At 65.9% G+C, this 22,811-nt stretch carries 16 protein-coding genes; 7 read left to right on the plus strand and 9 right to left on the minus strand.

The annotated features are described in order from the left end of the window. Positions 1-24: 24 nt before the first annotated feature. From CSW57_RS09730 to CSW57_RS09750, 5 genes are all read left to right on the plus strand, one after another. Positions 25-7,110, plus strand: coding sequence for an amino acid adenylation domain-containing protein (locus tag CSW57_RS09730; RefSeq protein WP_189339200.1), 7,086 nt, complete (start codon positions 25-27; stop codon positions 7,108-7,110). Between the two features lie 49 nt (positions 7,111-7,159). Next, a complete protein-coding gene (locus CSW57_RS09735; RefSeq protein ID WP_223249158.1) occupies positions 7,160-8,821 on the plus strand; it encodes an ABC transporter ATP-binding protein in 1,662 nt (553 codons plus the stop codon). Then, positions 8,818-10,638 carry an ABC transporter ATP-binding protein gene (locus tag CSW57_RS09740; protein WP_099382620.1) on the plus strand — a complete coding sequence of 607 codons (1,821 nt, stop codon included), beginning with the start codon at positions 8,818-8,820 and terminating at the stop codon, positions 10,636-10,638. The genes CSW57_RS09735 and CSW57_RS09740 overlap by 4 nt, the downstream gene beginning before the upstream one ends. Next, positions 10,635-11,939: a lysine N(6)-hydroxylase/L-ornithine N(5)-oxygenase family protein gene (locus CSW57_RS09745; RefSeq protein WP_099382621.1), complete on the plus strand. Its 1,305-nt coding sequence runs from the start codon at positions 10,635-10,637 to the stop codon at positions 11,937-11,939. Before CSW57_RS09740 ends, CSW57_RS09745 begins: the two co-directional genes overlap by 4 nt. Before the next feature lie 88 nt (positions 11,940-12,027). Beyond that, positions 12,028-13,131: an NAD(P)/FAD-dependent oxidoreductase gene (locus CSW57_RS09750; protein ID WP_099383277.1), complete on the plus strand. Its 1,104-nt coding sequence runs from the start codon at positions 12,028-12,030 to the stop codon at positions 13,129-13,131. Here CSW57_RS09750 and CSW57_RS09755 read toward each other — a convergent pair. Next, complete coding sequence (locus CSW57_RS09755; RefSeq protein ID WP_442316347.1) at positions 13,128-13,664, minus strand: hypothetical protein; 537 nt, start codon at positions 13,662-13,664, stop codon at positions 13,128-13,130. The two genes, CSW57_RS09750 and CSW57_RS09755, sit on opposite strands and share 4 nt — an antisense overlap. A gap of 151 nt (positions 13,665-13,815) precedes the next feature. Between CSW57_RS09755 and CSW57_RS09760 the strand changes: the two genes are divergently transcribed. Then, a complete protein-coding gene (locus CSW57_RS09760; RefSeq protein WP_099382622.1) occupies positions 13,816-14,604 on the plus strand; it encodes a sulfite exporter TauE/SafE family protein in 789 nt (262 codons plus the stop codon). Between the two features lie 51 nt (positions 14,605-14,655). On the opposite strand, the gene CSW57_RS09765 is transcribed toward CSW57_RS09760, so the two are convergent. Then, positions 14,656-15,063, minus strand: coding sequence for a RidA family protein (locus tag CSW57_RS09765; RefSeq protein WP_099382623.1), 408 nt, complete (start codon positions 15,061-15,063; stop codon positions 14,656-14,658). A 64-nt stretch (positions 15,064-15,127) separates the two neighbouring features. On the opposite strand from CSW57_RS09765, the gene CSW57_RS09770 reads away from it, so the two are divergent. After that, entirely contained in the window at positions 15,128-15,748 is a 621-nt protein-coding gene (locus tag CSW57_RS09770) for a TetR/AcrR family transcriptional regulator (RefSeq protein ID WP_189339201.1), read from the plus strand. A gap of 375 nt (positions 15,749-16,123) precedes the next feature. Here CSW57_RS09770 and CSW57_RS09775 read toward each other — a convergent pair whose 3' ends face one another. The 7 genes from CSW57_RS09775 to CSW57_RS09805 form a co-directional block, all read right to left on the minus strand. After that, entirely contained in the window at positions 16,124-17,758 is a 1,635-nt protein-coding gene (locus CSW57_RS09775) for a solute symporter family protein (protein WP_099382625.1), read from the minus strand. Beyond that, positions 17,755-18,117: a DUF485 domain-containing protein gene (locus CSW57_RS09780; RefSeq protein WP_099382626.1), complete on the minus strand. Its 363-nt coding sequence runs from the start codon at positions 18,115-18,117 to the stop codon at positions 17,755-17,757. Before CSW57_RS09780 ends, CSW57_RS09775 begins: the two co-directional genes overlap by 4 nt. 138 nt (positions 18,118-18,255) lie before the next feature. After that, a complete protein-coding gene (locus CSW57_RS09785; protein WP_099382627.1) occupies positions 18,256-20,019 on the minus strand; it encodes a sodium/solute symporter in 1,764 nt (587 codons plus the stop codon). Between the two features lie 9 nt (positions 20,020-20,028). Beyond that, positions 20,029-20,406 carry a hypothetical protein gene (locus CSW57_RS09790; protein ID WP_223249159.1) on the minus strand — a complete coding sequence of 126 codons (378 nt, stop codon included), beginning with the start codon at positions 20,404-20,406 and terminating at the stop codon, positions 20,029-20,031. Continuing rightward, complete coding sequence (locus CSW57_RS09795; protein WP_223249160.1) at positions 20,403-21,239, minus strand: LytR/AlgR family response regulator transcription factor; 837 nt, start codon at positions 21,237-21,239, stop codon at positions 20,403-20,405. The genes CSW57_RS09790 and CSW57_RS09795 overlap by 4 nt, the downstream gene beginning before the upstream one ends. Before the next feature lie 43 nt (positions 21,240-21,282). Continuing rightward, positions 21,283-22,485, minus strand: coding sequence for a sensor histidine kinase (locus tag CSW57_RS09800; protein WP_099382628.1), 1,203 nt, complete (start codon positions 22,483-22,485; stop codon positions 21,283-21,285). Between the two features lie 27 nt (positions 22,486-22,512). Then, positions 22,513-22,809: a hypothetical protein gene (locus tag CSW57_RS09805; RefSeq protein WP_099382629.1), complete on the minus strand. Its 297-nt coding sequence runs from the start codon at positions 22,807-22,809 to the stop codon at positions 22,513-22,515. Positions 22,810-22,811: the final 2 nt, after the last annotated feature.

Raw genomic sequence — 22,811 nt, forward strand, 5'->3', positions numbered from 1 at the left:
GCTCCGGACAGAAGAGATCCTCAGGTGGATTCCGCACATACCTTGACCGGGAACCCCACCCCCTCGGCGCCTTCCCCCACGACTCCAACTGCCGGATCGGAAGCGTTTCCGCTGACCGCGGCCCAACGCGGTATCTGGTTCGCCCAGCACCTGATGCCCCACACGCCCATCGTCATCGCGAACTACGCGGAGATCCATGGCCCACTCGACGTTGATCTGCTCGATGACGTGGTCCGCTCCTGCATGCACGAGATCGACTGCGGGATGCTCCGCCTCGTCGAAATCGACGGTGAGCCGTTCCAGGTGGTCGACCAGACCCTGTCGGATCGATTCGAGCGAATCGACCTGCGCGGCGAGGACGATCCCGAACTGGCCGCGCAAGAATGGATTCACGCGAATTACTCGGCGCCGATAGATCTGCTCTCCGATCGGCTGATCAAGGGTGCGGTGCTCCGCGTCGGCGACGAGCACTACCTCTGGTACTCCTGTATCCACCACATCGTCATCGACGGCTACGGCGCCATCCTGTTCATCAATCGTGCCGCCGAGATGTACAGCGCAAAGCTGGCCGGACGCGAGGCCGACACCCAGGCCGTCCCTCCGCTGCAGGCGCTGATCACGTCCGAAAACGACTACCGGTCGTCCAGCCGGTTCCGGCGCGACCGCGACTACTGGCTTACAAAAGCCGCGAATCTCCCCGAGCCGCAGTCGTTGTCGCCGTCCGGATCCGCGCCCGACGTCAGACCACGGCGAGTCGGTGAGCTCCTCTCGACTGAGGTCACCCGGCAACTCGAGGCCGCTTCGACGAGATTGAAGACCTTCGAGACACCACTGTTGATCGCAACCCTCGCCGTGTACATCGCCCGGATCACCGGTTCGACGGACGTGGTCCTGAGCCTTCCGGTGTCGGGCCGGACCAACGCGGTGCTTCGCAGGTCGGGCGGGATGGTGTCCAACATCGTGCCCATTCGCGCGTCGATCACGCCGACGACGACAGTCGGTGACCTCGTCTCCCACATCCAGCTCGAGCTCACCGGTGCCCTGCGCCATCAGCGCTATCGGGCCGAGGATCTGCGACGCGACCTCGGCGCAGCTGAGGACTCCCGCGGCTTCTACGGGCCGGTCATCAACATCATGAACTTCCCGTCGGACATTCGTCTGGGGCCGGTCACCGGGCGGTTCCAGATCCTGTCGACCGGACCGGTCCACGACCTGTCGGTGAACCTCTACCCGAGCGCCGACGGCAATACCCGCGTCGACTTCGAAGCCAACCGGAACGCTTACGGAAGCGCTGAGCTGCGCGCGCACCACCGCCGGTTCGTCACGCTCCTGCGGACGATGGCCACAGCCCCACCCGGCGCCGCCGTCAAAGGCTTCGATGTCTTGACAGCCGACGATCGCCGTGCGCTTGTGCCATCTCGTGGCCCGGCGGCTGTGCCCCCGGCAACGTTGAACCAAATGACAAGGGCCGCAGTGCTGGCCGACCCAGATTCCGTCGCCTTGGAGATGCACACGACGCATACGTACCGGCAGGTGGACGCCTGGTCCGATCAACTTGCCCGAGCGCTACGCGATGCCGGCGCATCCACCGAGCAGTTTGTTGCCATCGCCCTGCCCCGGTCGCTCGACTCCGTACGCAGCGTGTGGGCGGTTGCCAAGACCGGTGCGGCGTTTGTCCCGGTGGATCCGCACTATCCGGCCGACCGCATCGCGCACATGCTCACCGACTCGGGCGCCCGACTGGGCATCACCACCAGCGAGTTCCGCTCGCAGCTACCCGACACGGTGCAGTGGCTGGTGATCGACGAACTGAAGATCGACAGCGAGGTAACCACGACGACGACCCGCGCGATGGAAGTCGATGTCTCACTCGACAATCCGGCATACATGATCTACACCTCCGGCTCCACCGGAACCCCCAAAGGTGTTGTCATCACCCACCGCGGACTGGCCAACCTCGCCGCCGAAAGAAAACACAACTACCTCGTCGAACCCCACTCGAGATTCCTCCACAACACCTCACCCAGCTTCGACATGGCCATCGGCGAACAAATCGCCGCACTCTCCGCAGGCGCCACCCTCGTGGTCTCACCCCCGGACCTGAGCCCTTCAGAGCTCACCGATTGGATTGTCACCAAACGGATCACCCACGCGTTGATCACCCCGACCATGCTGTCGGCGCTCGATCCGGACGCGCTGGTCTCCCTCGAGGTGCTCGGGGTCGGGGGCGAGGCGGTGACCGGTGACCTGGTGGACCGTTGGGCCGTCGGCCGACAGATGCGCAACGGATACGGACCGACCGAAGCCACCGACATCGCCACCGTCGGCAATCTGCGGCCAGGCAAACCGGTGTCGATCGGTGCCGCCGTGCACGGTTTCGAACTGTTGGTACTGAACGCCCGCCTGCAACCTGTGCCTGCCGGTGTACCCGGCGAGCTGTATCTCGCCGGACCCGGCCTGGGCCGTGGTTACCACCGTCGGCATGCGTTGACCGCAGAACGGTTCGTTGCCAATCCATTCGGCCGCCCGGGTGGTCGCATGTACCGGACCGGGGACGTCGTCAGCTGGGCTGGCGACCACCAGCTCCGCTATCACGGACGAGCCGACAGCCAGGTCAAGATTCGCGGGCATCGAATAGAACTGGGCGAGATCGACGCGGTGCTCCGGTCCTCTCCGGATGTCCGGCACGTACGGACAGCGGTACGCGAACTCGCCGACGGCCATCCGGCTCTGGTGTCGTATGTGGTCGGTGCTGCGCACTCGGCAGACCGTCTTCGTGAGTTTGCCGCGCGGAGCCTCCCCCGCCACATGCAACCGGCGGCGGTCGTGCTGATCGACGCGCTACCACTGACCCCCACCGGCAAGCTGGACGAACGAGCGTTACCTGTACCCGAACTCACCCGTAGCGCCTACCGTGCGCCGAGTTCCGACGCCGAACGTGTTGTCGCAGCGGTGTTTGCCGAGGTGCTGAACATCGACCAGGAAGACGTGGGGGCTGACGACAGCTTCTTCGACCTGTACGGCAATTCACTTTCCGCGATGGGGGTGGTCTCCCGCGTCAATGCAGAGTTGGGCTGCGGGTTGACCGTTCGCACGGTCTTCGAGAGCCCGACTGTGTCCGGCATTGCCGCGGCGGCGGCGGGCACCATTGGACAGGCAGCGCGTCCGCCTCTACGGCGGGGTGATCGCCCCGCCCGATTGCCTTTGTCTCCCGCGCAGCAGCGCATGTGGATCCTCAACCAGTTCGACACTGCGGCTGCGACATACAATCTTCCGCTCGCCATCCGACTCACCGGCGAACTCGATACGGGTGCCCTCACGGCAGCTGTCGATGACGTGATCCGACGGCACGAATCGCTGCGCACCACGTTCCCGAGCGACGACGGCGGACCCAGGCAGGTCGTTCTGCCACCGACTGCGGTGTCGCTCGATCTGACCCCGCAACCGATCGAGGCCGACCACATCGCCGGGGCCGTGCTGACTCTTGCCCGCGACGGTTTCGATGTCGCGGCGGGGGTCGCCATCCGGAGCCGGTTGCTTCGCAGCGCCGCCGACGACCACACGCTGGTACTGGTGATCCACCACATCCTCGCCGACGGCGCCTCCATGGGACCACTCGCTCGCGACGTCATGCTCGCCTACAACGCCCGCACCGAAGGGCTTACGCCGAGCTGGCCCGAGTTGCCTGTCCAGTACGTGGATTTCACGCTGTGGCAACATCGTGTCTTAGGTGCCGAGTCCAACCCTGATTCTGTTGCAGCGCAGCAGGTCCGATATTGGCAACAAACACTCGACGGCCTGCCCGCGGTGCTCGATCTGCCCACCGACCGCCCACGGCCCGCCGTCGCCTCACACCGCGGAGCGTCCGTCGACTTCGAGATCAGCGGCGCGACCGGCGCCGCGCTGCGGGAACTTGCACGACATCGTGGTGCATCGATGTTCATGGTCGTCCACGCCGCACTGGCCACGCTCCTCGCAAGGCTGTCCGGTACCGAGGACATCGCTGTCGGCACGCCGATCGCAGGTCGTGGCGAAGAACAGCTCGACGGCGTCATCGGCATGTTCGTGAACACGCTTGTCCTGCGGACACAGGTGGACCTCAGTACCGGATTTGCCGACCTTCTCACCCAGACCCGAGCCGTTGACCTCGGTGCGTACGCCCACGGTGATGTCGCATTCGAGCGTCTCGTCGACATCCTGCAACCGCCGCGCACCCAGGCGTATTCGCCGCTGTTTCAAGTGGTCCTGAACTTCGAACCCGGGCTACCCGGCAGCTTCGAGCTCCCGGGCCTCACTGTGGCTCCCGTCCCCCTCGACCCAGGTATCGCCCAGTTCGAACTCGCGTTCTCCATCACCGAGCCGACCCCCGATGACGACTGCCTGCGTGGGTCGCTGCGCTACGCAACCGACCTCTTCGATCGCCGCTCGGCACAGGACCTCGCCGACCGTCTTGTTCGGATCCTCGATGCGGTCGCCATCGACACTGGCACGCCCCTGGCCGACCTGCCGCTGTTGACCGCCGAGGAGAACGCGAAGCTGGTACCCGTACGCGGCCCGGCATCTGTTCCGGCAGCGTCGATGGCCGAACTGATCGACATGGCCGTGCGGCAACGCCCCGACGAAGCCGCGTTCATCTGGGATGGCCGTGCGCACAGCTATCGAGAGGCCGACGCCTGGGCCGACAGCTGCGCCCGAGTCCTGCAGGAACATGGCGCCGCACCAGAACGTTTCGTCGCCATTGCCCTGCCCCGGTCTGCGGACTCGGTGCGCAGTATGTGGGCGGTTGCCAAGACCGGTGCGGCGTTTGTACCGGTGGATCCGCACTACCCGGCCGACCGCATCGCACACATGCTCACCGACTCGGGCGCCCGACTGGGCATCACCACCAGCGAGTTCCGCTCGGAGCTCCCCGACACGGTGCAGTGGCTGGTGATCGACGAGCAGCTCGCCGCCCCCGGCGATGGCATCCCGTTCGGGCCGAAACCTCAAGTCTCACTCGACCATCCCGCATACATGATCTACACCTCCGGCTCCACCGGAACCCCCAAAGGTGTTGTCATCACCCACCGCGGACTGGCCAACCTCGCCGCCGAAAGAAAACACAACTACCTCGTCGAACCCCACTCGAGATTCCTCCACAACACCTCACCCAGCTTCGACATGGCCATCGGCGAACAAATCGCCGCACTCTCCGCAGGCGCCACCCTCGTCATCTCACCCCCGCATCTGTCACCGGCGTCGCTCGGCGACTTCATCCGGTCGGAGCGAGTGACCCACGCCCTGATGACACCCACCATGCTTGCCGCGCTCGCTTCCGACGACCTTCCCGATGTCAGAGTGCTGGGCGTCGGCGGTGAGGCGGTGTCCGCAGCGCTGGTCGACCGATGGGCTGCCGGCCGACACATGCGCAACGGATACGGACCGACCGAAGCCACCGACATTGCCACCGTAGGCAATCTGCGGCCAGGCGAACCGGTCACCATCGGCGCTGCAGTGCACGGATTCACGCTCCTCGTGCTCGACGGCCGCCTGAATCCGGTGCCGGTCGGGGTGCCCGGCGAGCTCTATCTCACCGGCCCCGGCCTGGCCCGCGGCTACCACCGCAGATTCGGCCTGACAGCAGAACGGTTTGTCGCCAATCCATGTGGTGCACCAGGCGACCGGATGTACCGCACCGGCGATGTGGTCGCCTGGACCGCAGATCTGGAATTGCGCTTTCACGGACGCACTGACAGCCAGGTCAAGATTCGCGGGCATCGAATAGAACTCGACGAGATCAACGCGGCTCTGCTGAAACATCCGGCGGTCGCACAAGCCGTCACCGTCGGCACCGCTACCGCCACAGGCGAGCCGGCCCTGGTTTCGTATGTGGTGCCATCGCCACACTCCATCCCGCCGGACACCGAGCGCCTCGTGGGGTTCGTCGGCGAGTTCCTTCCTCGGCACATGGTTCCTGCCGCGATAGTCGCGGTGGCCGGCATCCCGGTCACACCGACCGGGAAACTCGACGAGTCGCGCTTGCCCGCCGCAACTTTCGAATCGCGGACTCCGTACCGAGCTCCGACCACACATACCGAAGTCGTCGTCGCGGCTGCCTTCGCGCGATCACTCGAACGACAGCAAGTCGGCGTGCACGATGACTTCTTCACCCTTGGCGGCAACTCCCTGTCGGCCATCGCCATGGTCGGTTCGATCGGTGAGCACCTGGGCCGACGAGTCCAGCTGCAGTGGCTGTTCGCCGACCCCACCCCGATGGCGTTGGCCCGACGGATCGATATGACCGATCCCGTTCAGGACGACGCCGCCCTCGACGTGGTGCTGCCGATCCGCCGCACCGGCTCGGCAGCACCGCTCTTCTGCATACACCCGATCATCGGACTGTCCTGGTGTTATCGACCTCTGGTTCAGCATCTGCCAGAGGATCGGCCGATCTACGGCATCCAGGTACCCGGGACCGACGACACCGAGCCACCACGGTCCATAGAGGCAACGGCCGCACGCTACGTCGAGGAGATCCGGCGCATACAACCCGACGGCCCTTACCATCTGCTGGGCTGGTCGCTCGGCGGCGTCCTCGCGCATGCGATGGCAGTGCTGATCGAAGAACAGGGTGGTCAAGTGGCCGGCTTGGTGATGCTGGACAGTTTCGCATCACCACCGGTGCCTACAGACGACGAATCCGTCCACGTGGGAGATGTGCTGGCGGGACTCGGATTCGACGGTGCCGTACTGGAGCAACTGGGGGCAACGTCGGCAGATTCCCTCACCGACGTGCTCGCGGTGGTCGAGGACCTGCCACACGGCATCGAGCGTCATCAGGTTCAGCGCTTGGTCGACTTCGCCGAGCACAACAGCACACTGTTGCGGGAACATTCACCGGGCATCTACACCGGAGACCTGCTCTTCGTCACTGCTGACGGTGATTCACCGGGGTCCACAGCTGCTGCCGACTCGTGGCTGTCGTATGTGAGAGGTGAGATCTCCACGCTTGCCATCCCGTTCACCCATTGGCAGATGTGCAGCCCCGCCGCGCTTCGTCTCGCCGGCCCCTCCATCGCGCGTCATCTCGCCCGCCGGTCCGACGTGACACTCGTCGGCGGAGAACACTGACATGAGGCCCCGGCACACACGGACCGGCGCAACCATTCTCCGCGACAGTGTGCGAAGTAACGCCCTGTTGCTGTCCGGCGCAGCACTTCTGCTGTGCCTCCATCAGGCTTGTGAGGTTGCGGTCCCCGTGCTGATCGGCGTGATCATCGACCGGGCGGTGACCAACGGCGATCTTGGTTCCCTCGCCACCGGAATCACCTGGCTCGCCGCGGTGTTCGTGGCGCTGACGATCTGCTACCGACTGGGCGCACGGCTCGCGATGCGTGCCGCCCTCGATCAGGCACATCGGCTACGTGTTCAGGCCACCCGCCGCGTGCTCGACCGCGCGATGCTGGACACAGATCTGCGTAGCGGGGAACTGATGGCGGTGGCGGGCACCGATGCCGACGAAACCGCGGTACTGCTCCGGTATCTGCCACAGGCAGCGGGCGCCCTGGCCGCCGTCGCGGTGTGCGGCGGCGCGCTGCTGGTCATCGACATCCCACTCGGGCTGGCCGTGTTCGTCGGCGTGCCGGTCCTGCTGCTCGGATTACAGCTCACCGCACCGGGTTTGACACGACAGATGATCACTCAGCAGCAGGGCGTGGCCGAGACGTCGGGATCAGCGGCAGACCTCATCGCCGGTCTGAGACCGCTACGCGGTATCGGAGCCGAGGAAGCGGCCGCGTCGCGCTACCAGAAGTCGAGCCAGGATGCGCTGGTCGCCATGCGGCGCGCAGCACGTGGGCAGGGCATGTTCATGGGGGCGGCCGCGGGAATCAGCGCGATCCTCGCCGTGGGTGTCGCCACCGCTGCCGGATGGTTCGCGCTCAGTGGCCGGATCAGCGTCGGCGAGCTCGTTACCGTGCTGGGGATCGCGCAGTTCTTCCTCGAGCCCCTCGCCGTGCTCTCGATGCTGCCAGGAAAGGTGTCGACCGCCCGCGCATCGGCCGAACGACTCGCGCTCATCTCGGACGCCGACGTGGTGAAATCCCGGGCGATCATGCCGCTCGGACCCGGGCCCCACGGCATCGAGTTCCGGGGCGTCGAATACGACAGCTTGCGCGGCCTCGACATCGTCGTGAAACCCGGTGAATGCGTAGGCATCGTCGCCACCAGTGCCCACGACGCCCACGCGATGCTCGCCCTGATGTCTGGCGTTGCCACACCGTCGTCGGGGGGCGTCTGGGTGTCGAATGTGCCCGCCGAATGCACCGACACCTCCGAACGGCCGCGACCGCTGCTGATCGCTCCCCACGCGACTGACCTCTTCACGGGATCCGTCATGGACAATCTCCGCGCCGGCGATGATGACCTCGACCCCATCGCGGTCGGCGAGGTGTTGCGGACGGTGGCGGGTAAAGACGTGGCCGCGGCCCACGCCGACGGCCTCAATCACGTGGTCGCGGACCGTGGCTACTCGTTGTCGGGAGGGCAGCGACAGCGACTGGCACTTGTCCGCGCACTGCTCGCCGACCCGGCTGTTCTGGTCTTGCACGACCCGACCACTTCGATCGATGCCGTCACCGAACGCGCTGTGGCGCACCATGTTCATCGTCTCCGGCACCAGCGACGAGCCGACCGCACCACTGTTGTGATCACCAGCAGCCCAACCCTGCTGTCGGTGATGGACCGTGTTGTGCTCGTCGACGGGGGCCGGGCCGAACGCGACGGCGCGCACGCCGATCTGACCGCCATGGACAACCGGTACCGCGAGGCGGTCCTGCGATGACTCCTGAGTTGCACGAGGACACTCGGGTCCTCCCGGTCGCTTCCGGACGACAGACAAGGTCGTGGCTCGCCGCTGCCCTGGCCCACCACCGCGCGGCGGTGGCCCGTGTCATCGCCGTATCCGCCCTTGCCGCAATCGCATCGGTGACTCCGGCGTTGGCCCTGGGAGTGCTGGTCGATCGGGTGGTCGCCGGAGCCGGTAGCTCCGTCCTGTTGTCCATCGCCGCCGTCGCTGCTGCCGCCGCGCTGGTCGGCGGAGTGGCTGCCGGACTGTCGGTCTACTCCGTGGCATCTCTCGGGGCCGGCCTGCTTGCCGACCTCCGTGAGAGCGTGGTCCGGCGGGCGCTCCGCATGCCCACCCGGGTGATCGATGACACCGGGCGGGGCGACCTGCTGTCGCGAGTCACCAACGACGTTGCGGCCGTGAGCAAAGCCGTGATCACCGTGCTGCCCACCGTGGTCATAGCGACCATCCTCACCGCGGTGAGTATCGCCACGATGGTGGGACTCGACTGGCGCCTCGGTCTCGCGGGTGCTGCCGCATTGCCGCTCTACGGGCTGGCTCTGCACTGGTACCTGCCTCGGTCATCCCCGCGCTACGCTGCCGAACGGCGTGCAGTCGGCGAGCGTTCCCAGGCCATGGTGGAGAGTTTCACCGGCCTTCGCACCGTGCACGCGTACGGCCTGGAGGCATCGCAGGCGAGCATCGTCGAGACCAAGTCTGCTGCAGCGCGCGACATCTCCATTGCCGCATTCACGGTGTTCACCCGCATGGTCGGCCGGGTGAACCGTGCCGAGTTCGTCGGTCTGGCAGCAGTTCTGGTGGTGGGCTACATGCTCGTCGAGGACGGTGCCGTGTCGGTGGGTGCAACGACAGCCGCCGCGCTGCTGTTCCACCGACTCTTCAATCCGATCGGCATGATCCTGTACAGCTTCGCCGACCTCCAGCTCGCAGCGGCCGGCCTGTCCCGGCTGATTGGCGTGGCCATCTCGACCGACGTCGATTCCGACGCCCCCGCCGACACCCAGATCGACAACACTTTGCTCGGCGGCGCGCCGCCTCGGGGAGGCACCGTCGAATTGCGCGCCGTTCATTTCGGCTACGACGCACGCCGGCCCGTTCTTCGCGGGATCGATCTCCGCATCGAGGCGGGCACCCGAGTGGCGCTGATCGGAGCGAGTGGCGCCGGCAAGTCGACGCTGGCGGCCATGGTCGCCGGAAACCTCACCCCGACATCGGGATCGGTGATGATCGGTGGCATCCCGTTGGACACGTTGCCTACCACCGTCGTCCGGCAACACGTGGCCACCGTCAGTCAGGAGGTCCATGTGTTCGCCGGACCACTGATCGACGATCTCCGTCTGGCCAGACCCTCAGCAGGCACGGACGAGGTCTGTGCCGCGCTCGACACCATCGGGGCACTCGAGTGGGTTCGCGCACTGCCCAGAGGTCTGGACACGGTAGTGGGCGAGGGCGGCCACCAGCTCACCGATGCACAGGCTCAGCAGATGGCACTCGCCCGGCTGGTCCTGGTGGACCCGCCGATCGCCGTACTCGATGAGGCCACCGCCGAGGCGGGCAGCCTCGGGGCGCGAGATCTGGAGCGCTCGGCGGCTGCTGCCACGGCCGGGCGAACGACGTTGGTGGTGGCGCACCGGCTAAGTCAGGCGCTGCAGTGCGACGAGGTGGTCGTGCTCGATCGCGGCAAGGTCATCGAACAGGGAACGCCGGCTCAACTGCTGGCTTCTGAAGGACTTTTCGCCCGAATGTGGGCGGCATGGACGATCCAAGGACACGGAAGGGACGCGGAGCAATGAATGACCACAACACGGAGGTCGTCGACGTCCTCGGGATCGGTTTCGGTCCGTCGAACCTCGCACTCGCCATTGCAGTGGAGGAACTGAACTCCGGACTGCACCCAGACCAGCGGATCACCGCCCGTTTCGTGGAGGGCAAAGAACAGTTCGGCTGGCACCCTGGAATGCTGCTGCCTCGCACGACGATGCAGGTGTCATTCCTCAAAGACCTGGCGACACAGCGCAACGTTCGCAGCGAGTACACCTTCCTGAACTATCTCGCGGAGGTGAACAGGCTCACAGAGTTCGTCAACTTCCAGACCTTCTTTCCCACCCGTCATGAGTTCCACGATTACCTCGAATGGGCGGCTCGCAAAGTCGATGCCGACGTCTCGTACGGCACCCGGGCTGTGCTCATCGAGAACTCCGGAGACTGCTTCGAGATCCATGTGGAAGGGCGGCACGCCGGGATCATCAGGGCCCGCAACATCGTCGTCGCAGCCGGTTTGGTGGCCAGGCTCCCCCTCGGGATCACAGCGTCCCAGCGGGTCTTCCACAACCACCAATTACTCCCGCACCTCGCCGAGTTGCCCGAGCCCACCGCCAACAGCTTCCTGGTGATCGGGGCCGGCCAAAGCGCAGCCGAGGTCGCGGAGTACCTGCACAGCAACTATCCCGGTGCGGAAGTACACGCTGTGTTCGCCAAGTACGGATACACGCCCGCCGACGACAGTCCGTACGCGAACCGGATCTTTGATCCCAACGCGGTCAACGACTTCCACTCGTCGGCTCCGGAGTTCCGGCGCCGGCTGCAGAACTATCACCGCGGCACCAACTACTCGGCGGTGGACCTCCCGCTCATCGAGGAGTTGTACGCCCGCGAATACGACGAACGAGTGCGCGGCCAACGCCGCCTATTCGTCCATGGCGCCTCCGAGGTGACCCAGGTGGTCGAATCGGACACCAACGTGACGGTGACCGTTCGTCACGAGCCGACAGGCCTCACCGAGGACATCGTCTGTGATGCGGTGGTGTGCGCCACCGGTTTTGATCCGCTCGACCTCAACGAGATCTTGGGGGATCTGACGAACAGCGTGGCGTACGACGCTGCCGGACCCCAGGTCGCCCGCGATTACCGCCTCATCACCACCTCACCCCTACCCGGCGGAATCTTCTTGCAGGGAGGAACCGAACACACGCACGGCATCTCGTCGTCACTGCTGTCGAACATCGCCGTTCGCACCGGGGAGATCGTGAAGTCCGTGGCCCGCGACCGCAAAGGCGAGGCGGTGTCGACGCTTTCGCGCGGGAGCCTCGGCTAGGTCTGGTCAGGCAAGGGCCGGGCGGGAATCGCCCGCCAATGCCGCGATAGACGGCGTCGGCACGGTAGGGATGCGTCAGACTGACACCATGACCGTGACTGTGGATTGCCTGGTCATCGGCGCAGGTGTGGTCGGCTTGGCCGTCGCGAGGCGCCTGGCCCTGGGCGGGCGGGAGGTGGTGCTGGTCGACGAGGCGGATGCGATCGGCACACAGACGAGCTCGCGCAATTCCGAGGTGATCCACGCCGGCATCTATTACCCGCGGGGCAGCGCCAAGGCCCGGCACTGTGTTGCCGGTCGACAGATGTTGTACCGCTACTGCAACGACCGGGGCATCGATCACCGGCGGATTGGCAAGCTCATCGTGGCCACTGATTCCGACCAGCTCGCCCGCCTCGACGCGATCGCGGCCGCGGCGGCCGCAAACGGGGTCGACGACCTTCGGCTACTGAGCCGGGACGACCTGGCCTCGATCGAACCCGGGCTCGACTGTGCGGGCGCGCTCCACTCACCGTCGACGGGCATCATCGACAGCCACGGACTGATGAGGGCCCTGCATCGCGATGCCGAAGACGCTGGTGCGACAACCGCTCTGCACACCAAGGTGACGGGCGGGCACATCGGGCGCGGGCAGCTCGCCATCGAGCTCGACGGCACGGCGATAAGCTGCAGAACCGTGGTGAACGCCGCCGGGCTCGGCGCGTGGGATGTCGCACGAGGCATCGAAGGTGTACCACCAGAGAGCATCCCGAGGAGATTTCTGGCAAAGGGTAACTACTTTGTTCTCGAGAGCGGCCGAGTTCCGTTCTCGCAGTTGGTCTATCCCGTACCTGTCGGCGGCGGTCTCGGCGTGCACCTCACGCTGGATCTCGCCGGCCAGGCTCGGTTCGGCCCGGACGTCGAGTGGACCGACCACATCGACTACCACGTCGACGCCGCCAGAGCAGACCAGTTCCACGCAGCGATCCGGCGTTACTGGCCCGGCCTGCCGGACAACTCACTGGTACCCGCCTACTGCGGAATCAGGCCCAAAATGTCGGGCCCCGGCGACGGGGACAGCGACTTCCTGATCCAAGGCCCCGCCGCACACGGGACGCCCGGACTGGTGAATCTGTTCGGCATCGAATCACCCGGCCTGACGTCCTGCCTGTCGATCGCAGAGGCAGTGGCGTCGATCGTGGATGACCGCTAGAGAAGTCGGTCGTTGTCCGGATCGTCGGGATTTTCCGGTTCCTCGGGCGGGGGTTCGACCGGACGGCGCAGGTTGGCGATCGTCGCGTCGATATCGGCGAGCGCCTTCGACTTCGACGCGTAGAAGATCTCGCCGGGAAGCAACTCGAGCCAACGCACTGACCATCCGATGTCGCGCAACGTGTCGCCGCTCTTCTCCGGCGACGCCGCGGCAGCGATGAGTCGGTCATCGAGCTCGAACACCGCATCATCCAGGCGTCCTCGGGCGGCCAGGAGTTCGTCGTCACTGCGCAGGGAAGGATTCTCGTACACCAGGCCCATCGCGTAGCGGATGCGACGGTGCAGGACGGCCTCTGGATCGGTGGCGGTGGTCCATTCAGCGGGCGCCCGCCCGGGCTTGCCCGGGACCAGGTCGGTGGAGCGGGCAAACCGTCGCACCCGCTTGTTGGAGTCGTAGGCGAACCACAGGCCCCCGAGCAGCATCAGCACGGCGACGACCACCGCGGCGACGACGATCAGCCACGCCACATCCATCACCCTCTCGACCCAACGATCACAACCTTGTGGCCCACGTTAGTTCAGGCACGGGCGTGGCCGGGGACCGCCCGTCCGCGTCATCACACGCCGGCCTCATCTACGCGAGGCCGCCACCAACCCGCTTCGACGCCCGTGGCACGGTGAAGCAATGTCTGTCTGGGAAGTGGTCGCGATCCTGATCGCCGGTGTGGGCGCCGGAGCGATCAACGCGGTGGTCGGCAGCGGAACACTCATCACGTTCCCCACACTGGTCGCGTTCGGGTTCGCTCCGGTGACCGCGACGATGACCAACGCCGTGGGGTTGGTGGCCGGTGGCGTGTCGGGGACATGGGGCTACCGGCGTGAACTGCGCGGACAGTGGCCACGGCTGCGGTGGCAGATCCCCGCCTCGTTCGTCGGAGCACTCATCGGCAGCTGGCTGCTGCTGCACCTACCGGAGAAGGCATTCGAGACAATTGTCCCGGTGCTCCTCGTTCTGGCACTGGCCTTGGTGATCTTTCAACCCAGGATCCAGCGTTGGACAGCCTCTCGGATGGCCTCGGCACCCGTCGACGACAACAACGACACCGTGCTCAGTCCCACGCGCCTGGCTCTGGTCGCCGGGGCGACACTGCTCGTCGGTGTCTATGGTGGTTACTTCACTGCAGCACAGGGCATTTTGCTGATGGGCGCGATGGGCGTGCTCGTCTCCGACAACCTGCAACGCCTCAATGCCGCCAAGAACCTGCTCTCCCTCATCGTGAATGTGGTCGCTGCGGTCACCTACACCATCGTTGCGTTCGACCGAATCGACTGGGCCGCTGCCGGTCTCATCGCGATCGGCTCGCTCCTCGGCGGAGTGATCGGCGCCAAGTACGGCCGGAAGTTGTCACCGTCGGCGTTGCGTGGCGTGATCGTCCTGGTCGGTCTGATCGGTTTGTGGCGACTGCTCGTCTGACCCGTAGCTGATTGCTCAGGGTCCGGGGCCGTCTGCGCACAGCTGCAGCACTCAGGGCAGTACCGCAGTGGCCTCCACCTCGACCAGCAGATCAGGCTCGCCCAGGGAGGCAACACCCAGGAGCGTGATGGGTTTGGTGGGGTCCACCCCCAGCTTCGCCGCCGCGCGGCCAACGCCTTCACCCAGGAGCGGAAACTTCTCTTCACTCCAATCCACCACGTAGACAGTCAGTTTGGCGACGTCGTCGAAGGTGCCACCCACTGCGGCCAGTCCCGTCGCGATGTTGAGGTACGCCTGCTCCACCTGTGCGGCCAGGTCGCCCTCCCCCACAGGTTTACCATCGGCGTCGCGAGCGACCTGTCCCGCAAGGAACACCATCCGAGATCCGGTGGCAACCGAGAGTTGCCGATACACATCGGGTTTGGGCAATCCATCAGGGTTCATCAGTGTCACGGGCATGGCAATCTCCTTCTCGAGGTCCTGCGGTCCCTCAAACCATAGCAGTGTTATGTATTGTGGAGAAGTGGTCAGAACAAGAGATCCGGCAATACGTGCCCTGTTGGTCGAGCGCGCAGCGGTGATGTTGGGTCAGCGCGAATCCATCACCCTGCGCGCGCTCGTCGACGGGACAGGCGTTTCGACGATGGCGGTGTACACCTACTTCGGCGGGATGGACGGCCTGCGGATGGCAGTGCGGCAGGAGGGGTTCACGCGGCTGGAGACGCTTCTGCAAGAGGTCCCGGTCACCCGCGACCCGGTCAAAGACCTTGTGGCACTGTCTGCGGCGTACGTCACCAATGCGGCACATAACCCCGACCTCTACCGGGTGATGTTCGAAGACGGCATCGCACTGGAAGATCCCGCTGCTGCGGACAACACCCTGGAGCATCTGGTGCAGGCCGTGGCGCGATCCCGACAGCACGGACGGCTGCGAGATGACGTCGACCCACTCGATCTCGCGACGCAATGCTGGATCGTCGGGCACGGACTGGTGTCGCTGGTGGTCACCGGACCACTGCCACCACAGGCAATCCATCACGGTGCGGCGATGCTCACCTCGCTGCTGACCGGTGCAGGCGACGCAGCGGACGCCTGCAAGCGGTCGGTGCGGCTGGGATGGAAGCCCGACATCCCCGGCATCTGACCAACACCGACGCACACCCTCCGACTCCAGCCACTTCCTCCGACTGCAACCGGAGCATCTGACCCAAGTCGGAGGAACTACCCCACGGCCACACACCCTCCGACTCCAGCCACTTCCTCCGACTGCAACCGGAGCATCTGACCCAAGTCGGAGGAAACACCCTCGGGCCCACACACCCTCCGGTTCCAGCCACTTCTCCGTCTGCAACCCGAGCCTGGCGCCTAGGCGGCGCACACACTCCGACTCCAGCCACCTCCTCCGACTGCAACCGGAGGAACTGACCCAAGTCGGAGGAACTACCGCACACAGACCGAAAACGACCGCCGGCGATAGGGGGTTTCGCCGGCGGCCGCGTTCAGGTGGGACTCGAAAAGGTCAGTGAGACACTGCCTTCTCGACACCCACTCCGGTCAGCGATCGAACTTCCATTTCGGCCTGCTTGGCAGCGTTCTCCTTGCGACGGCCGCCGATGTAGGTACCGATCACCGCGAGCAGGAAGCCGGCCGGGATCGACACGATGCCCGGGTTCGACATCGGGAAGAGGTCGAAGTTGGCGTCGGGGAACATCGAGGTGGGCTTGCCCGACACCGCCGGCGAGATGACGATCAGCGCGATGCAGGTGATGAGACCGCCGTAGATGCTGAACAGTGCGCCGGTGGTGTTGAACCGCTTCCAGAACAGCGAGAACAGCAACGTCGGCAGGTTGGCCGACGCGGCGACCGCGAAAGCGAGGGCCACCAGGAAGGCGATGTTCTGCCCCATGGCCGCGATGCCCAGGACGATGGAGACCACGCCGATCACGACCACGGTGATGCGTGAGACCCGGACCTGTTGTTCCTCGGTGGCGTTGCCGCGCTTGATGACACTGGCGTAGATGTCGTGGGCAAACGATGCCGACGCGGTGATCGCCAGGCCGGCCACGACAGCGAGGATCGTCGCGAAGGCGACCGCCGAGATCACCGCCAGGAAGATGGTTCCTCCGAGTTCGAACGCCAGCAACGGTGCCGCCGAGTTCTCCTTGCCCGGCGCCGCGAGGATCTTGTCCGGTCCCACCGACTTGGCGGCTCCGTAACCCAGCACCAGGGTGAAAAGGTAGAACGCGCCGATCAGCGCGATTGCCCAGGTGACCGAGCGACGAGCTTCCTTGGCGGTCGGCACGGTGTAGAAGCGCATCAGCACGTGCGGCAGGCCCGCGGTACCGAGGACCAAAGCGATGCCCAGCGAGATGAAGTCGAGCTTGGACATGTCACTGATGCCGTACTTGGCGCCCGGCGCAGCGATGTCACGACCGGCGACAGCTTCGCTCGCCGAACCACTGACGGTGGCTTGGGCATCGGCGATCAACTGAGAGAAGTTGCCCTTCACGGCGAACAGCACCAGGAAGAACATCACGCCGGCGCCGGCGATCAGCAGCACCGCCTTGACCATCTGGACGTAGGTGGTGCCTTTCATGCCGCCGATGAGGACGTAGGCGATCATCAGGACACCGACGACGGCGACGACGACGCCCTGACCGAACTTGCCGTCGATGTTGAGCAACAGCGCGACGAGTCCACCGGCACCGGCCATCTGGGCGAGCAGGTAGAACAGCGAGACCGTCAGCGTCGACAGTGCAGCAGCCATCCGCACGGGGCGCTCCTGGAGCCGGAAGCTCAACACGTCGGCCATCGTGAAACGGCCTGTGTTGCGCAGCAATTCGGCGACGAGAAGCAGAGCGACCAGCCACGCGACGAGGAAGCCCACCGAGTAGAGGAAGCCGTCGTAGCCGTACACCGCGATGGCGCCGGCGATTCCGAGGAACGACGCGGCCGACAGATAGTCACCGGCGATCGCGAAGCCGTTCTGCGGCCCGGAGAACTGACCGCCACCGGTGTAGAAGTCAGAAGCCTTCTTGGTGGTCTTGCTGGCCCGGATCACGATCGTCATGGTGATGACAACAAACGCCACGAAGATGGCGATGTTCAGCGCGGGGTTGCCTACAGAGGCGGCGCCTGCAGCGAGCGAGGTCATTTGAGCGGTCCTTCCAGCTCGTTGCGGATCGCGGCAGCCCGGGGATCGAGGTCACGGTTGGCGAACCGGACGTAGACGGCAGTGATCACAAACGTCGACACGAACTGACCCAGGCCGAGGATGATGCCCAGGTTGATGTTTCCCCAGACCTTGGTGGCCATGAAGTCGCTGGCGTATGTCGCGAGCAGGACATAGAGCATGTACCAGGCGAGGAAAAAGGCCGTCAGCGGGAAGACGAAGACGCGTAGGCGGCGACGCAGGTCCTGGAACTCAGGGCTGGCCTGCATGTCGATGAATGCCTGCGCGTCCGGTACGGGTCGCTGTGGCGACGCCTCCGGGCTCAGGTCGGATGTGGTCATGACGACTCCTGGGGTGAAGGGAAAAGCTCGTATCGGACATTAGTGAGATGCCGGTCACAGCAGAAGGATGTGGCGGCAGTCACACGCCGAGCTGTCGAACTGTGCGATGAACGGTCGGTTGAGCGCGATGAACGGCACCTACTCCGGCCGCAGATTCGCCTCTCGGTCCTTGCCGACACCAAGGCGCTCGGGAGCATGGAGCCTGGTGAGCAGTCGGCCGACATCGGCTGGGATCTGGTGCGGGGTGAGCTTGCTGACCAGCACCATCGAAGCGAAGGCGAGGGGCACACTCACCGCTGCGGGATAGCCGATGATCGTGGCGATCCAGCCTTCCTGCAGGACATCGGCGATGCCCGTGATCGACGTGGCCAGCGCCGCACCCCCGGCGACCACCCCGCCGACGATCAGCCCCGCTGCGGCGCCTGCCGCCGTCAGGCCACGCCACCAGATACCGAGAACCAGCAGTGGACACAGGGTCGACGCGGCCACCGCGAACACCAGGCCCACGGTGCGCGACAGGTCGATCGACGTCACGGCCACCGCGAGGAACAACGGCACCAATCCGGCGAGCAGTGAGGCGATCCGGAAGTCCCGTACCCGACCACGCAAGACGTCGGTACTCAGCACGCCGGCCACACTCACCAGCAGCCCCGACGAGGTGGACAGGAACGCCGCGATCGCTCCCGCGGCCACCAGAGCGGCCAGGAGTTGTCCGCCCAGCCCGGACACCACCGATCCAGGAAGGAGCAGCACCGCGGCGTCGGATGCACCGGTGATCAGCAGTTGCGGCACCCAGAGCCGCGCGAATGCGCCGAGCAGGGTGGGGAACAGATAGAACACCGCCAGCAGACCCACCACCGCCAATGAGGTCGCGCGCGCGGCCCGCCCATCGGGGTTGGTGTAGAAGCGGACCAGGACATGCGGCAGTCCCATGGTGCCGAGGAAGATGCCGATGATCAGTGAATACACCTGATACATCGGGTGGTCGCCCCCGAATCCCCATCCGGGAGTGGCCCATTGGTCGTGCGTGGCCGGCGCACCCGACACCACCGGTACGGCCGCACCCGGTGCCAGCACCAAAGACGTACCCGCACTGACGTCATGGTCGCCGGCGGTCAGCCTGATCGGGCCGCTCACCTTTCCACCGTCGACCGTGCCGTCCGCGGTGACCCAGAGGTCGCTGTTGACCTGCACCACCACGTCGGTGGTGACGTCGACAGTGGTCTGTTCGGCGACGGTGGGAGGGGCCGCCGACCCCAGTTCTTGGTCTTCGCCGTAGAAGTGGATCGCCAGCACGATCGCCGGTACCGCGATGGCCGTGAGTTTGAGCCAGTACTGGAATGCCTGGACGAAGGTGATCGACCGCATTCCGCCGCCGATCACGTTGGCTATCACGATGACCCCGACCAGCACTGCCCCCACCCACGGTGACGTACCAAGCAGGATGTTAAGAGTCAATCCGGCGCCCTGGAGCTGAGGAACCATGTAGAGGATGCAGATCAACACCACCACGGCGGTTGCAAGTCTGCGCAATAATGTTGATCCGAGCCTGAATTCGGCGAAGTCGGGGACTGTGTAAGCCCCTGATCGCCGCAGCGGTGCCGCGACGAACAACAGCAGTCCGACATAGCCTGCGGTGAATCCGATCGGATACCACAGTGCGTCGGTTCCGTACTTGGCGATCAAGCCCGCCACACCGAGAAAGGATGCAGCCGAGAGGTATTCACCGGAGATCGCGGTGGCGTTCCAGTTCGGCCCGACACTGCGGGAGGCGACCAGGAAGTCAGAAGTGGTGCGGGCCAGCCGAACTCCGTACGTTCCGATCGCCACGGTCGCGACCGCCGCGGCGATCAGCGCCAGCAAGGTCGCAGTTGGTACAGATTGTCCGGTAATGGTCTCCATGGCCGACGGTCAATCGTCGACCAGGTCGGCGAACTCTTGTTCGTTGCGGTCGGCGAGCCGGTTGTACATCCACGAGACTCCGAGCAGCACCGGGTAGACACCTACTCCCAGAACCACCCAGGGCAGCCGGATCCCCCCTACGGTCACCTCGGACAGATCGGGAAAAACCGCCCACAGCAACGGGATCGCACACAACATCGCCACGGTGAACCCGGCGAGCCGCAAAGCCAGCCCCAGTTGCGCCCGCATCAATCCGCGGATGAGGGCGTCACCGACCTCGGTCTGCTCTTGCACTTCCACCCGGGACCGGACCCGGCGGGCTCCGCGCCGCTTGGCGAGTACCACCCGCTCACGGGGCCGCGGCTGACCCTCGGCGGGCGACGTCACGGCGCGTTCCGGGTCTGCCGGGGAATCCGGACCAGACGGTCCTTCAGCTCGCGGGTGTGCCGACGACTGACCGGGAGCTCGACGGGCCGCCCGTCCCGGACCGAACGCAGGCACACCACGGTCCCCGACCCCACCGTGCGGATGCCGGTGACCAGAGGCAAGGCCACGAGATAGGACCGGTGGACACGCAGGAATCCGGCGTCGCGCCAACGTTCCTCGAGAGTGGAGATGGGGATGCGGACCAGGTGCGAACCGGTGGCGGTGTGCAACCGGGTGTAGTCACCGTCGGCCTCCACCCAGTTCACGGTCGACCGGGGCACCAGCGTGGTGGTCCCGCCCATCTCGACCGGGATCACCTCATCGGTGTCGCCGTCCGCCGCAGAGTCCGGCCGGGAAGCTGCGGGGGTCGATGGCCCCCGCTGCTCCCTGTGCTCGAGCACCCGGCGGACGGACTCCGCCAGCCGCTGCGCGCGCAGTGGTTTGAGTAGATAGTCGACGGCCCCGAGGTCGAACGCCCGGACCGCGCGGTCCTCGTGGGCCGTCACGAACACCACGGCCGGCGGGTGCGCGAACGCGGCCAGCACACCCGCGAGCTCCAGGCCGTCGAGTCCGGGCATGTTGATGTCGAGAAAGACCGCGTCGATCGCTCCCGGTCGGTCCTTGATCAATCTCAGGGCAGTGGTGGCATCGCCCGCCGTCAGCACTTCCCCGACGGCCTCCTGGGCACGCAGGAGGTAGCTGAGTTCGTCGAGCGCGGGCCATTCGTCGTCCACGGCGAGCACGGTCAGCGCATGCCGGCCCGGTCGTCCTGAACTGTTCGGTGTCTGCGTCACAACGCATCCATGGTGCCACGCACACCGGTCCGCGCGGCTCTTCTCACGCGGAGATGCCCGGCCGGAATTTCGGCACCCGCATGCTCACCTTGGTTCCCGCTCCCGGCGCGGTCTCGACCACCAGACCGTAGTCGTTGCCGAATGCTGCCCGCAGCCGGTCGTCGACGTTGGCCAGACCCACGTGTGCGGACTCGGTCGCAGTCGCGGTGGCACCGGACACGATGGCGTCGAGATCACCCGATCGCAGCAGATCCGGGTCCATTCCCACCCCGTTGTCCTCCACACTGATGACGCAGTCGGTGCCTTCGTCGGCGGCGACGATGATCACCGTGCCGCCGTCGGGTTTGCTCGAGATACCGTGCCGTACAGCGTTTTCCACCAGCGGTTGCAGGGCAAGGAAGGGCAGCACCACGTTGAGCACCTCGGGGGCCACCTGGAGGCGGACCTGCAGTGCGCTGCCGAAACGAGCCCGCTCCAGGGTGAGGTAGCGATCGATGTTCTGGAGTTCGTCGGCGAGCACGGTGTATTCACCTGCCGACCGGAAGGAGTACCGGGTGAAGTCCGCGAACTCGAGGATCAGCTCGCGCGCCTGATCGGGATCGGTGCGCACGAAGGACGCGACCGTGTTCAGTGCGTTGTAGATGAAGTGCGGACTGATCTGCGCGCGCAGAGCCCGCACCTCGGCGCGGTCGAGCCGGGCCCGCGAGGCGTCGAGTTCTGCCAGTTCGATCTGGCTCCCCGCATATCGGGCCACCTCCGTGATCGCCGACAACATGCCCGGCCCTGGCTGGATGCGCGTCACCACCCCCATCACCCCCACCGACGCGGAATCCTCGAGCAGCAGCGGCTGCACGATGAGCGCACGCACCCCGGGCTCGTCGAGGTCGGGAGCTTTGATGAGGATGCGGCGACCTTCGTCGGCGGCGCGCACCGCGGCCTGGGCAAAGGTGTCGGTCAGCGCTTCGTGTGGTCCCGTCCAGGCCAGGAGCGTTCCGTCCGCGTCGGCGAGACCGAGAGCATCCGCAGACGTCAGCTCCCGTAGATGCGGCGCTGCTTCGGCCGCCGAATCGGCGCCCAGGCCGCGGCGTAACGGGACAGCCGCCAGTGAAGCCGTGTGAAGTGTCGCGTGAACGACGCGTTCGGCGGGAGTGGTCAGCGTCGGCCGGGTGCGCACGCGCAGGGCCAGCACTGCCACCACGACGAGCAGGACGGCGATGACCGCGAGGGTGAGCGCGATGCCGGACATCAGCGGGTCATCACGCTCGCGACCCGACTAGCGGTCGCCGAGGGCGTATGCGGCAGCGGAGGTTGCCGCGGTGACGGTGAATACCGACGGCCACGCGCCGATCTTCTTGGCGAGAGGATGGGAGGCCCCGAATGCGAACAGATAGCCACCGAGCAGCGGGGCCGCCACGGCAGGTCCCTTGGTCTGCCACCACTGGGCGGTGCTCCAGGCGCCGGCCGCGGCCAGCACGACCCCGCCGAGTTCGCGGCGTCCGGAGTACCTGGCGGCGGCGAAGCCACCGATGAGTCCAGCAGCGACAACAGGTGCGGTGTAGGTGGAAGTCACAC

The sequence above is a fragment of the Williamsia muralis genome, assembly GCF_002735905.1.
Taxonomy (GTDB): Bacteria; Actinomycetota; Actinomycetes; order Mycobacteriales; family Mycobacteriaceae; genus Williamsia; species Williamsia muralis_A.